The organism is Zhengella sedimenti (genome assembly GCF_046506625.1).
Classification (GTDB): Bacteria; Pseudomonadota; Alphaproteobacteria; order Rhizobiales; family Rhizobiaceae; genus Zhengella; species Zhengella sedimenti.
This window is the reverse complement of the sequence record NZ_JBKFFP010000002.1, coordinates 279,298-292,536: the sequence shown is the minus strand read 5'-3', so window position 1 is coordinate 292,536 and position 13,239 is coordinate 279,298. Positions and strand designations below refer to the sequence as shown.

Annotated in this window: 10 protein-coding genes; 3 read left to right on the top strand and 7 right to left on the bottom strand. The window is 66.3% G+C overall.

The features are described 5' to 3' along the window. Positions 1–12 precede the first annotated feature (12 nt). The 3 genes from ACLB6G_RS07070 to pssA all read left to right on the top strand — a co-directional run bounded on the left by ACLB6G_RS07070 (position 13) and on the right by pssA (position 3,628). Positions 13–1,893 (top strand): ABCB family ABC transporter ATP-binding protein/permease, encoded by a 1,881-nt coding sequence (locus ACLB6G_RS07070; protein ID WP_410355440.1) that lies wholly within the window; start codon positions 13–15, stop codon positions 1,891–1,893. Between the two features lie 147 nt (positions 1,894–2,040). After that, complete coding sequence (locus ACLB6G_RS07065) at positions 2,041–2,778, top strand: phosphatidylserine decarboxylase (RefSeq protein WP_410355439.1); 738 nt, start codon at positions 2,041–2,043, stop codon at positions 2,776–2,778. A 7-nt stretch (positions 2,779–2,785) separates the two neighbouring features. Further along, the gene (gene pssA / locus ACLB6G_RS07060; protein ID WP_410355438.1) at positions 2,786–3,628 is read left to right on the top strand and encodes a CDP-diacylglycerol--serine O-phosphatidyltransferase; all 843 of its coding nucleotides are present in this window, start codon (positions 2,786–2,788) and stop codon (positions 3,626–3,628) included. A 3-nt stretch (positions 3,629–3,631) separates the two neighbouring features. Here the strand turns inward: pssA and ACLB6G_RS07055 are convergent, their stop codons facing one another. The 7 genes from ACLB6G_RS07055 to ACLB6G_RS07025 all read right to left on the bottom strand — a co-directional run bounded on the left by ACLB6G_RS07055 (position 3,632) and on the right by ACLB6G_RS07025 (position 13,046). Continuing rightward, a complete protein-coding gene (locus ACLB6G_RS07055; RefSeq protein ID WP_410355437.1) occupies positions 3,632–5,884 on the bottom strand; it encodes an AMP-binding protein in 2,253 nt (750 codons plus the stop codon). A 112-nt stretch (positions 5,885–5,996) separates the two neighbouring features. Further along, on the bottom strand, positions 5,997–6,743 hold the full coding sequence (locus ACLB6G_RS07050; RefSeq protein ID WP_410355436.1) for an SDR family NAD(P)-dependent oxidoreductase: 747 nt from the start codon (positions 6,741–6,743) through the stop codon (positions 5,997–5,999). Between the two features lie 10 nt (positions 6,744–6,753). Further along, positions 6,754–8,235 (bottom strand): amidophosphoribosyltransferase, encoded by a 1,482-nt coding sequence (gene purF / locus ACLB6G_RS07045; protein WP_410355435.1) that lies wholly within the window; start codon positions 8,233–8,235, stop codon positions 6,754–6,756. Positions 8,236–8,334: 99 nt separating this feature from the next. Then, on the bottom strand, positions 8,335–8,895 hold the full coding sequence (locus ACLB6G_RS07040; RefSeq protein WP_410355434.1) for a CvpA family protein: 561 nt from the start codon (positions 8,893–8,895) through the stop codon (positions 8,335–8,337). 45 nt (positions 8,896–8,940) lie between these two features. Further along, positions 8,941–10,341 carry a DNA repair protein RadA gene (radA, locus tag ACLB6G_RS07035; RefSeq protein ID WP_410355433.1) on the bottom strand — a complete coding sequence of 467 codons (1,401 nt, stop codon included), beginning with the start codon at positions 10,339–10,341 and terminating at the stop codon, positions 8,941–8,943. Between the two features lie 69 nt (positions 10,342–10,410). After that, positions 10,411–11,559, bottom strand: coding sequence for an alanine racemase (alr, locus tag ACLB6G_RS07030; protein WP_410355432.1), 1,149 nt, complete (start codon positions 11,557–11,559; stop codon positions 10,411–10,413). Further along, a complete protein-coding gene (locus tag ACLB6G_RS07025; RefSeq protein ID WP_410355431.1) occupies positions 11,556–13,046 on the bottom strand; it encodes a replicative DNA helicase in 1,491 nt (496 codons plus the stop codon). The genes alr and ACLB6G_RS07025 overlap by 4 nt, the downstream gene beginning before the upstream one ends. Positions 13,047–13,239: the final 193 nt, after the last annotated feature.

The window sequence follows — 13,239 nt, the reverse complement described above, 5'->3', positions numbered from 1 at the left end:
GAAAGATCCGTCTTGGCCAAGACCGTTTCCGCCGATTCCGGCTCCACATTCCAGACCATCCGCAATCTCTGGCCCTACATGTGGCCGGCCGGACGTCCCGACCTGAAGATGCGTGTGCTCTGGGCGGCCCTGTTTCTCGTCGTCGCCAAGCTGGTCCTCATCCTCGTGCCCTATTTCTTCAAATGGGCCACCGATGCCTTGAACGGACAGGAAAACCTGCCCGGCGGCCTGCCGGCCTTCCTGCTGGCGCCCGTCGCCCTTGTGGTTGCCTACAACATCGCGCGCATCGGCCAGCAGGGCTTCAACCAGTTGCGCGACGCGCTGTTTGCCCGCGTCAGCCAGCATGCGGTTCGCCAGCTTGCGCACCGGACTTTCGTGCACATGCACAGGCTGTCGCTGCGCTTTCACCTGGAGCGGCGCACCGGCGGCCTGTCGCGCATCATCGAGCGCGGCACCAAGGGCATCGAGACCATCGTCCGTTTCACCATTCTAAACACCGCGCCGACGGTGCTCGAATTCGGCCTCACCGCCGTGATCTTTGCCGTCGCCTATGGCTGGGAATATGTTGCGGTGGTCGCGGCGACCGTCTGGCTCTACACTTGGTTCACGGTGAAGGCGTCCGACTGGCGCATCCAGATCCGCCGTGAAATGAACGATTCCGACACCGACGCCAACACCAAGGCCATCGACTCGCTGCTGAACTACGAGACCGTGAAATATTTCAACAACGAGGCCATGGAGGCGAGCCGGTTCGACCGCTCCATGGCGCGCTACGAGAAGGCGGCGACCCAGACCTGGACATCGCTCGGCTGGCTGAACTTCGGCCAGGGCGTGATCTTCGGCATCGGCATGGCCGTGGCCATGGTCATGTCGGCGATGGAAGTGCAGGCCGGCACGCAGACGCTGGGCGATTTCGTCTTCATCAACGCCATGCTGATCCAGCTTGCCATCCCGCTCAATTTCATCGGCTTCATCTATCGCGAGATCAGGCAGGGCCTGACCGATATCGAGCAGATGTTCGATCTGCTGGATGTCAGGGCCGAGGTTGTGGACAAGGCCGGCGCGGCCCCGCTGGCCGTCGATGCCGGCACGATCCGTTTCGAGGACGTGCATTTCGCCTATGATCGCGAGCGCGACATCCTGAAAGGCATTTCGTTCGAGGTGCCGGCGGGCAAGACCGTGGCCATTGTCGGCCCGTCTGGCGCCGGCAAATCCACCATTTCCCGGCTGCTGTTCCGCTTCTACGACGTGAAGTCGGGCGCCATTACCATTGACGGCCAGGACGTGCGCGACGTGACGCAGGAGAGCCTGCGCGCCGCCATCGGCATGGTGCCCCAGGACACCGTGCTGTTCAACGACACGATTGCCTACAACATCAGGTATGGCCGCCCGGATGCCAGCGAGGAGGAAGTGCGCCGCGCCGCCGAACTGGCCCAGATCTCCGGCTTCATCGAGAAACTGCCGGAGGGCTACAAGGCCATGGTCGGCGAGCGGGGACTGAAGCTGTCGGGCGGCGAGAAGCAGCGCGTGGCGATTGCCCGCACCATCCTGAAAGCCCCGCCCATCCTCATCCTCGACGAGGCCACCTCGGCGCTCGACACCCATACCGAGCAGGAAATCCAGTCCGCGCTCGATCTGGTGTCGCGCGGGCGCACCACGCTGGTGATCGCGCACCGCCTTTCGACCGTCATTTCCGCCGATTCGATCATCGTGCTGCGCGACGGGCTGATCGCCGAACAGGGCACGCATCGCGAACTGCTGGCGAGGAAGGGCCTTTATGCGGACATGTGGGACCGCCAGCGCGAGGCCACGGAAGCCGAGGAGCGCCTGCGCCGCGCCCGCGAGGAGGACGACATGGGCGTCGTCGTGCGCGTCAGGCCGGCCGGGGTCTGAGGGCAGGGACTTTCGCTTTCTCGCGTCTCCCCATGTGGAGGAAGATGACCAGGGAAGCGGGCGTGGCATCGGCTTCGCCCGCCTTGCGCCGGGCGTTTACCTTTCCCACATTCGCGTTTGCCCCGCCGCCCGCCCATCGTGTATGGCTTGGGCGACCGATCTTTCCGCAAGAGACAAGAAAAACACATGAGTCTTGCCGACACCATTTCCAGGACCTTCGTCCCCGTCCGCCGCGAGGGCTGGCCCTTCATCGCCGCCTTCTTCGTGGCCGCGCTCATCCTTGGCTTCATCTGGGATCCGCTGTTCTGGATCGGACTGGCGCTGACCGGCTGGTGCGCCTATTTCTTCCGCGATCCCGACCGCGTCGTGCCGCAGGACGACGACCTGGTCCTGTCCGCGGCCGACGGCGTGGTGTCTGCCATCGGCGAGACGGTGCCGCCACCGGAACTGGGCCTCGGCGACCAGCCGCGCCTGCGCGTCTCGGTGTTCATGAATGTCTTTTCCGTGCATGTGAACCGCGCGCCGGTGCGCGGGCGCATCACCACGGTGCGCCATCGCGCCGGCAAGTTCCTGAATGCCGAACTAGACAAGGCCAGCGAACTGAACGAGCGCAACGGGCTCGTCATCGACGGCCCGCATGGCCGGATCGCCACCGTACAGGTGGCAGGCCTCGTGGCGCGCCGCATCCTGTGCTGGTCCGGCGAGGGCGAGGACATCCGCGCCGGCGAGCGCTTCGGCCTCATCCGCTTCGGCAGCCGGCTCGATGTCTACCTGCCCGAAGGCTACACCCTGCGCGTCGCGCTGGGTCAGGTGGCGGTGGCGGGCGAGACCGTTCTGGCCGAGTTCAATGCCGCGCGGCCCGCGCCGGCGACCCGGACCGATTGACGTGCCCATGGATGCCTTTCCGCCTTTCGATCCCAATGGCGAGCCGGACGGCGACAATGGCGCGGACCGTCGCGGCCCGCGCCTGCGCGAGATCCCGCTGCGCCTGGTCTGGCCGAACCTGATCACGACGCTCGCCATCTGTGCCGGACTTACCGGCGTGCGCTTCGCCATCGAGGGCGAGTTCCAGCGCTCGGTCATCCTGGTCCTGCTGGCAGCCTTCCTGGATGGCATCGACGGCCGTGTCGCGCGCATGCTCAAGGCCACCTCCAAGTTCGGCGTGCAGATGGATTCGTTGGCCGACATCGTCAATTTCGGCGTCGTGCCCGCGCTCGTCATCTGGCTCTATTTCCTGAACCTTGCGCCGCAGGTGGGCTGGATCGCGGCCCTGGTCTACGCCATCGCCGCCGCCCTCAGGCTCGCCCGTTTCAATGTCATGTCGGAAAATCCCGGCCGCGCAGCCTGGCAGGGCGAGTATTTCGTCGGCGTTCCGGCGCCGGCCGGTGCGCTGCTCGTGCTGCTGCCGGTCTATCTCGGCCTTGCCGGTTTCGAGCCGGGCATGCCGTCGGCCTATGTCTTCTCGGTCTACACGGTGGGCATTGCCTTCCTTCTGGTCTCCCGCCTGCCGGTCTGGTCGGGCAAGGCGCTTGGCCTGAAGATCCCGCGCACTGCCGTCATCCCGCTCATCCTGGCGGTCGCGCTCGCCATCATGCTGCTGGCGGCCTTCACTTTCGAGGTGCTGATCCTGCTGGCGATCGGCTATCTGGCCGCCTTGCCGTTCTCTGCCATGGCCTATCGCCGCCGCGAGCAGCGGGAGCAGGGCGGGCCTACCGACGCCGGCAATGGCGGCTGAGCGTCAGGCCGCGTCACGCGGGCCGGAATCCTTACCCTCCATGCCGAGTTGCTCCAGGGCGATCATGCGCGCGCCGGCATAATCGGTCTTGCCGGAACCGAGCACCGGTATGTCGCCGACCTTGACGATGTCATGCGGGACCATGAGATCGGCTGCGCCTGCCTTGCGGCCGAATTCGCGCAGCTTTTCCGCATCGGCTTCCGTCGCCGTGGTGACGAGCACGATGCGTTCGCCGCGCCGCGTGTCCGGTACGGAAACGGCGGCATGGCGCTCTTCCGGCCAGAGCGACTGCACCAGCATTTCCACCGCGCCGAGCGACACCATCTCGCCTGCGATCTTGGCGAACCGCTTCGCCCGGCCCTTGATCGCCACGAAGCCTTCGCGGTCGATGGAGACGATGTCGCCGCTGTCGTGCCAGCCATCGGCAAGCGGGCGCAATTCGCCGGGGTGGTCGGCGGTCAGGTAGCCGAGCATCACGTTCGGCCCTTTCAGCCAGAGGCGTCCGCCCTCCGCGATTCCCTCCACCGGTTCGAGCCGCGTCTGGATGCCCGGAAGCAGCCGACCGACGGTGGAAAGGCGGCCATGGGTATGGGAATTGACCGCCACGACGGGGGACGCCTCGGTCATGCCGAAACCCTCCAGCACCTGCGCGCCGAACCGTTCGCGCCAGACCCGTTCGGTTTCCGGCTTTACCGCTTCCGCACCGGCGACCACCATGCGCAGCGAGGCGAAGTCCGTATCACGCGCCATCCGGGCATAGCCGTTGAGGAAGGTGTCGGTGCCGAACATGATCGTGGGCCGGACCTTGGCCACGGTGTGCGGAATGATCTTGTAATGCAGCGGTGAGGGGTAAAGGTACAGGTCAACCCCGGAAAGCATGGGAAGGATGGTGCCGCCGGTCAGGCCGAAGGAATGGAAGACGGGCAGGACGTTGAACAGCCGGTCCGCGGGGGAAAAGTCGATGCGCGCGGCGATCTGCGCCACGTTGGCCAGGATGTTGCGGTGGGACAGGACCACGCCCTTGGGCGTGCCTTCCGAGCCGGAGGTGAACAGGATGACGGCCGGATCGTCCGGCGCGGGCGTCACCGGCGGATTTGCCCACATCAGCGCACCCTGCGCCTTTTCGAAGATGGAGATGCTGTCGCGGATGTCCTCCAGCCAGTGCACCGCCGCCCCGGTCTTGTGAATGGCTTCCATGATGTGATCGAGACCGGCCTTCTCGATGAAGGCACGCGAGGTGACGATGTCGCCGATCCGGGCGGCACGGATGGCCGAGGCCACGTTTGCGGGACCGGCGGTGTAGTTGATCATCGCCGCCGGCCGTCCCGTGCCCTGCACCGCGAAGAAGGCCACCGCCACGCCATTGGCATTGGGCAGCATGAGGCCGAGCGGCCAGCCCGGCTTGCCCAGGCGTGCGAACCGCCGGGCCAGGATTCGTGCGCCGATCATGACCCGCTTGCGGCTCAGCGAACCGGTCAGCGGATCGGAGACCGCGTTTTCCCGCGCGCCAAACCGGCGGACGGCGGCCACCATGGCCGGATAGAGCGTGGTCCGGCTTGCCGCATTGGCGACGAACCGGACATCGGCCATCCGGTCGAAAAAGGCGTTGGTCGCCGTCGTGGTTCCAGGCCCGCCGCGCGCCATCATCTGGGCGACGGTCATCGCCGGGAGCGTGTGGATCTTCAGCGGTTGCAGCCGGTGGCGCGGCGCCTCGGCTTCCGGCACCAGCGAGAACGGCAGGTGGCGGGCGCCATCGATGATGACCGGAACGATGCGGGCTTCCGCCTTCATGGCGATCCGCGCCACCGCGCGGTAGAGCCGCAACGTCTTGCGGTCCGGTTCCACCGCGTGCGGCAGGTAGACGGCGAGACGCCCGCGCCCCTTGAGGTGGCGGACCAGCCGCCGCGAGACGAACACATGCTCGGCCTTGAAGGTGATGGTGCGGGCCAGTGCCCGGTAGGGCTCCATCCATCCGGCCCGGGCGCTGCCGGCGTCGAGGATATGTAGCGTGTCGGCGGGCAGCGCCGCCAGCATGATCGCCGGGTCGATGCGCGACTGGTGGAGAACGGCATAGACGACCGGCGCGGGTTCCTGTGCCGCTGCGCGGAGTGCGGTGTCATCGAGGCGCCAGGCCAGCTTGAAGGGCACCAGCCAGAACGCCTGCGCCAGCGTGTTGCGCCCGCCAAGCCACTGGGCAAGCACGGCCGCCAGATAGGCGGCCGCCACGAGGGCTAGGATCGACCCGGCCATGGCCATGCGCTTTCCTCCTCCGGAAGCACGCTGTCGCTGACCGGGCGTGCTCCCCTGATCTGCCGGAGGGTAACGCAGGATTTGCCGGGGTCAATCGGCCCGGATGCGGGAGGCCTGGTCAGGCGGGCCGGTTGTAGTCCAGGAAGCGGTTTTCCGGCACGTCGAACAGCTTGCCCGTTACCGTCAGTTCCGGATCGGCGAGCGCGGCGATTGCGCGCGCCACGGTATCCGGCGTCGGCAGAGTCTGGGGATCTTCCCCGGGCACCGCCTGGGCGCGCATGGCGGTACGGGTGGCGCCGGGATTGACGCTGTTGACGCGCAATTTCATGTTCTGCGTCTCGTGCGCCCACGACCGCGCCAGAGCCTCCACCGCCGCCTTTGATGCCGCATAGGGGCCCCAGAAGGCCTTGCAGCTATGCGCCGATCCCGAGGACATGATGATGGCGCGCCCTGCATCCGAAAGGCGCAGCAGCGGGTCCATGGAGCGGATCAGCCGCCAGGTCGCCGTCACGTTGACCGCCATGACCTTGTCGAAGACCTTGGGTTCCACATGGCCGATCGGCGAGATCGTGCCCAGCACGCCCGCATTGGCCGCCATGATGTCGAGCTTGCCCCAGCGCTCGAAGATCGCCGCGCCCAGTCTGTCGATGCCCGGATAATCCGTCACGTCGAGCGGCACAAGCGTAGCGGCACCGCCGCCCGCCTTGATCTCGTCGTCCAGTTCCTCAAGCCCGCCCTGCGTGCGCGCGACGGCGACGACATGGGCGCCGGCCGCGGCGAAGTGCTTTGCCAGGAAATAGCCGATGCCGCGCGATGCGCCGGTGACAAGGGCCAGCCGGCCGGAAAGGTCGGGGAGGTCGTTCATGGTCTTCCGTTCAGTTGTTGGCCGCCAGGATGGAAAGCTGGCGCACATTGTCCGCGCCTTCATGGTCGGTCAGGCGGGTGGGGTAGTCGGTGGTGAAGCAGGCATCGCAGAACTGCGGCGCCTCGCCGTTGCGCTGCGCCTCGCCGACAGCCCGGTAAAGCCCGTCGATGGACAGGAAACCCAGCGAATCGACGCGGATGAAATCGGCCATTTCATGGATCGACATGCGCGAGGCGAGCAGCTTGGCCGTCTCCGGCGTATCGACGCCATAGAAGCAGGAGGCCTGTGTCGGCGGCGATGCGATGCGCATGTGCACTTCCTTCGCGCCGGCATCGCGCACCATCTGCACGATCTTCTGGCTCGTCGTGCCGCGCACGATGGAATCGTCGACGAGGACGACGCGCTTGCCCTCGATCATGCGCCGGTTGGGATTGTGCTTCAGTTTCACGCCCATGTGGCGGATCGAATCGGACGGCTGGATGAAGGTGCGCCCGACATAGTGGTTGCGGATGATGCCAAGCTCGAAGGGCAGGCCGGCCTCCTGCGCGTAGCCGATGGCCGCCGGGACGCCCGAATCGGGAACCGGCACCACGAGGTCGGCATCCACCGGGTTCTCCCGCGCCAGTTCCATGCCGATCTGCTTGCGCACGCCATAGACATTGCGCCCCTCGACCGAGGAATCGGGCCGCGCGAAATAGACGTATTCGAAGATGCAGAAGCGCGAACCTGCGCTCTCGAAGGGAAAATGGCTCTCGATGCCCTTTTCGGTCACGACCACCATCTCGCCCGGCTTGAGGTCGCGCACGTAGCGCGCGCCGATGATGTCCAGCGCGCAGGTTTCGGAGGCAAGGATGTAGGCGCCGTCGAGATCGCCAAGGACCAGCGGCCGGATGCCCAGCGGATCGCGGCAGCCGACCATTTTCTTGTTGGACAGGGCGACCAGCGCGAAAGCGCCTTCGAGGCGCCGCACGGCGTCGATGAAGCGGTTGTTGAAACCCTTCTCCTGGCTGAAGGCGACAAGATGCAGGATCGTTTCGGTGTCCGATGTCGAGGAGAAGATCGCGCCCTGCTTCTGCAACTGCCTTTGCACGGTCATCGCATTGGTGATGTTGCCGTTATGGGCGACGGCAAAACCGCCATCCGCCAGTTCCGCGAACAGCGGCTGGACATTGCGCAGCCCTGCACCGCCCGTCGTGGAATAGCGCACGTGCCCGATGGCGCGGTGCCCGCGCAAGCGGTCGATCACGGCCTGCTTGGTGAAGGTGTCGCCGACCAGGCCGATATGGCGCTCGACGTGGAACTGCGACCCGTCGAAGGAAACGATGCCGGCCGCTTCCTGCCCGCGATGCTGGAGCGCGTGCAGGCCGAGCGTCACGATGGCCGCGGCATCCTGCCGGCCGAAAATGCCGAACACACCGCACTCGTCGCGGAACGCGTCCGCCTCGTTGTCCGGTGTGTCGTCAGTATGGAAGCAACGATCCGCGTCTGCCATGGTCTGCGGCCTTTCTGCCAACGGTAAACGTCAAATAGGCCGGAATCCGGTTCCGGCATGGCTGTCAAAAGCGCCCGTCCGCGCACTCCTGCGCTGCGGTCAGGTGTTGTCCTGACCTTCGGCGGCCGCGTCGTTCTCCTCGCTTCCGGATCCCGGCGCGATCCGGTTGAAGATCGAATTCTCCGGATCGTCGGGCAGCAAGGCCTGCAGCTTGGCGCCAACTGCCTCGAGCATCGGCCGCGACTTGGCGTTGACAACCCAAGCCGGCTGATTGTTCGCGACCAGCCAGTTGAAGAACAGCAGGCCGACGGCGACCACGAGAATACCCCGCGCCGCGCCATAGACAAAGCCCAGCGTCCGGTCCAGCGGCCCGACACGGCTGTCGATGATGAAGTCGGCGATCTTCATGGTGATGATCGTCACGATGATCAGCGCGATGAAGAACACGATCGCGGCCGCGCCGGCCATGGCGATCTTCTCATTGCTGATATAGGGCCGCAGGAAGGGCGTGACGAACGGATAGAAGAAATAGGCGGATGCGCCCGCCGCCACCCACGATGCGATGGATAGGATCTCGCGGGAGAAGCCGCGAACCATGGCCAGGATGGCGGAGACGAGCGTGAACGCGATGAGGACGCCGTCGAGAATGGTGATGGGCATGTGCCTTCAAAACCCTTGTGCCGGCGCGCCCGCGCCTCGGTGTCTTCACGCCTGCCGGTCCTGCCGCGTATCGCCGGCGATCCGCGTGACCAGGTCCAGGAGCGTTTTCGGCTGGAAACTGCCCATCTGCGCGGGCGCTCCGGCTTCCTCGCCCCCCGATGGCATGACCGCCTGGCCAAATCCCAGCTTTTCGGCTTCCTTGAGCCGGTGAGCGGCATGGCCGACCGGTCTGACTGCCCCGGACAGACTGATTTCGCCGAAATAGACGCTATTGGCGGGAAGGGCAATACCGGCAAGCGATGAAACAAGCGCAGCCGCGACGGCAAGGTCCGCCGCCGGTTCCGAAATGCGGTATCCGCCGGCCACATTGAGATAGACGTCGTGCTGCGAGAAGCGCACGCCGCAATGGGCTTCCAGCACGGCGAGCACCATGGAAAGGCGCGGCGAATCCCATCCCACCACGGCGCGGCGCGGCGTGCCGAGCGGCGAGGGCGCGACAAGCGCCTGGATCTCCACCAGAACCGGCCGGGTTCCCTCGATGCCCGCGAAGACTGCCGCGCCCGGCGCGCTGGCAGACCGTTCTCCCAGGAAGAGTTCCGAAGGGTTGGCCACTTCCGAGAGGCCGCGGTCTCCCATGGAGAAGACGCCGATCTCGTCGGTAGCCCCGAAACGGTTCTTCACCGTGCGCAGGATGCGGTGCTGGTGCCCGCCTTCTCCCTCGAAGTAGAGCACGCCGTCGACCATGTGCTCGACGACCCGCGGCCCGGCGATCTGGCCTTCCTTGGTGACATGGCCGACGAGCACGATGGCCGCGCCGGTTGACTTGGCATAGCGGATCATCGCCTGCGCCGAGGCGCGCACCTGCGTCACTGTCCCGGGTGCCGATTCGGCCAGGTCCGTCCACAAGGTCTGCACCGAATCGAGGATCACGAAATCGGGACGCGGGCCTTGCTCCAGCGTCGCCAGGATGTCCTCGACATTGGTTTCGGCTGCCAGTTCGACCGAGGAATCCGCCGCACCCAGCCTTTGGGCACGCAGGCGCACCTGCGCCACCGCTTCCTCGCCCGAGACATAGATGACGCGGTTGCCGCGCCTGGCAAGCGCCGCTGCCGCCTGCATGAGAAGCGTGGACTTGCCGATGCCCGGATCGCCGCCGACGAGCAGGGCCGAACCGCGCACGAAGCCGCCGCCGGTCACACGGTCCAGTTCCGCAATGCCGGTGGCGATGCGCGGCGCATCCTCGATCTCGCCTGACAGCGTGGTGAGCGCGACCGGCTTGCCCTTGCGCACCGAGCGCAGCGCCTGCGGCCCGCCGCCCACGCCGCCGCCCTGGCTGCCTTCCTCGACCAGCGTGTTCCACTCGCCGCACCCGTCGCACTTGCCGCTCCAGCGCGGATGCACCGTGCCGCAGGCGGTGCAGACGAATTGCGTTTTGATCCTGGCCATGCCTGTCCCGAATGTTCTTGTTGTGTTCTTTTGTCAGATCAGGCAGAGCGCGTCAATGCGGGCAACCCGTCAGCCCCCGACATGGCGGCGGTGATACCGGGATCCGAGGCTTGTGAGCAACTCGTATCCGATCGTGCCGGCCGCGCGTGCCGCATCGTCCAGTGTCACCGTTTCGCCGAAAAGCTCGATCCATTCGGCCTGCGCCAGGTCCGTATCTGGCACATCGGTGACGTCGAACATGGTCAGGTCCATCGTGACCCGTCCGATGGCGGGCACACGCCGGCCGTTGAGCGCGCCGGCAAACCCATGCGTCACGGTATCGCGCAGCGGAACGCCGCCGCCCGATCCCGCGCGGTGCCAGCCATCGGCATAGCCCGCGCCGCAAACGGCGACGAGGCTGTCGCGTGCAACGGTTTGCGAGGCACCATAGGAGACGCTTTCGCCTGCCTTGACGCGCCTGATCTGCAGGATACGCGCTTCCGCCTTCGCCACCGGGCGCACGGGATTGTCCATGCCGGTGACGGCCTCGCCGCCATAGAGCGCGATGCCGGGGCGGGTCAGGTCGAACCGGAAGTCGGGACCGAGGAAGACGCCGGCCGAATTGGCAAGGCTTGATTCAATGTCTCCGAAAGCGGTGCGAACCCGTTGAAACGATTCCAGTTGCATCCGGTTGAGCGGATGCTCCGGCGTGTCGGCACAAGCCAGGTGGCTCACCAGCAGGATCGGCGTCACGGTGTGGTCCCGCGCATTGCGTTCGGCAAAGGCCAGCGCTTGCGCCTCCGACAGGCCCAGCCGGTTCATGCCCGTATCGACATGGATCGCGCAGGGCCGGCGCGACCCGTGCGCCTTCCAGTAGGCGGACCAGGTCTCGATCTGGTCCAGCGAATTGAGCACCGGCACCGCCCCGGCCTCGGCAAGCACGGCGGCGCTCTCCATGTCGAAGATGCCCGAAAGCACGAAGACCTGCGCGCCCGGCAACACGCGCTTGAGGCGCACCGCTTCCTCCGGCACGGCCACGAAGAAGGTCTCGCAGCCCGCCCGCGAAAGGGCGCCGGCCGCTTCCTCCAGTCCGGTTCCGTAGGCGTCCGCCTTGACAACCGCGGCAGTTTCGGCGCCGCCGGAGCGCTCGCGCAGCAGGCTGTAATTGGCCGCCAGGGCATCCAGGTCGATGGTCAGCCGTGCCGTGGCGATGCGCGGATCGGACGATTTCAGGCTCACTCGAACCGCTCCGGCAGGCGGTCCTCTTCGGCGAGGTCCGAAAAGCGGGTGAACTGGCCCTCGAACGCGAGTTCGACAGTGCCGGTGGGGCCGTGGCGCTGCTTGGCGATGATCATTTCCGCCTTGCCCTTCACGCGCTCGAACTTCTCCAGCCAGGTGGCGTGTTCGGGCGTCCCTTCCTCCGGCTCGCGGTTCTGCAGGTAGTATTCGTCGCGGTAGACGAACAGCACCACGTCGGCGTCCTGCTCGATGGAGCCCGATTCGCGCAGGTCGGCAAGCTGCGGGCGCTTGTCGTCGCGCGATTCCACCTGGCGCGAAAGCTGCGACAGCGCGATGATCGGCACGTGCAGTTCCTTGGCCAGGGCTTTCAGCCCGGTGGTGATCTCGGTGATTTCCTGCACGCGGTTCTGGTTCGACTTCGATGACGAGCCCTGCATCAGCTGGACGTAGTCGATGACGATGAGATCGAGGCCGCGCTGGCGCTTCAGGCGCCGTGCCCGCGCGGTGAGCTGGGCAATGGAGATGCCGCCCGTCTGGTCGATGTAGAGCGGCACCCGCTGCAGCATTTCCGAACAGGCGACCAGCTTCTCGAAATCGGTCTCGGTGATCTCGCCGCGCCGGATCTTGGACGAGGAAATCTCGGTCTGCTCGGAGATGATGCGTGTGGCAAGCTGCTCGGCCGACATTTCCAGGCTGAAAAAGCCGACCACGCCGCCGCGCGCCGCCTTCACCGAACCGTCGGCCTGCTCGGCCGGCTCATAGGCCGCCGCCACGTTGAAGGCGATGTTGGTGGCGAGCGACGTCTTGCCCATGGCCGGACGTCCGGCAAGGATGACGAGGTCGGAAGGCTGCAGGCCGCCAAGCCGCCGGTCCACGTCGCGAAAGCCGGTGGAAATGCCCGACAGGTGGCCTTCGCGCTGATAGGCCGCGCCGGCCATGTCCACGGCAAGGCGCACCGCGTCGGTGAAGGTCTGGAAGCCGCCGTCGTAGCGCCCGGTCTCAGCCAGTTCGAACAGGCGGCGCTCGGCATCCTCGATCTGTTCCTGCGGCGCCATGTCCACCGGGGCGTCGAAGGCGATGTTGACCATGTCCTCGCCAATGGTGATCAGCGCGCGCCGGGTCGCCAGGTCGTAGATCGCCCGGCCGTAGTCCTCGGCGTTGATGATGGTCACGGCCTCGGCCGCAAGGCGGGCCAGGTAATGCGCGACCGTCATGTCGCCGACCCGTTCTTCGGCCGGCAGGAAGGTCTTCAGCGTGACCGGATTGGCGGCCTTGCCCATGCGGATCAGTTCGCCCGCCGTCTCGAAGATCTTGCGGTGCAGGGCCTCGTAGAAATGGACCGGCTTGAGGAAGTCGGACACGCGGTAGAAGGCGTCGTTGTTGACGAGGATCGCACCCAGCAGCGCCTGTTCCGCCTCGATGTTGTTCGGCGCCTCGCGGTAGAGTGCGCTGTCCTTGCTTTCCAGTTTGCGCGCCGCCTCGGCCATCACCTGTCCACCACCCTGTCTGCCAGTCTGTCCGTCATCGGGTTTAACGCGAAGCCTGCCATGCGCAAGGCGCCGCGCGCCGGATTCGCCGCCTGTCTGCGATACACCACGATACTCACAGGCTGGGGATAACTATTCCCGTCCGGCCGCACTTGCGCCTTGACGGCGGGCGGCTGCGAATCGGGACTGTCAT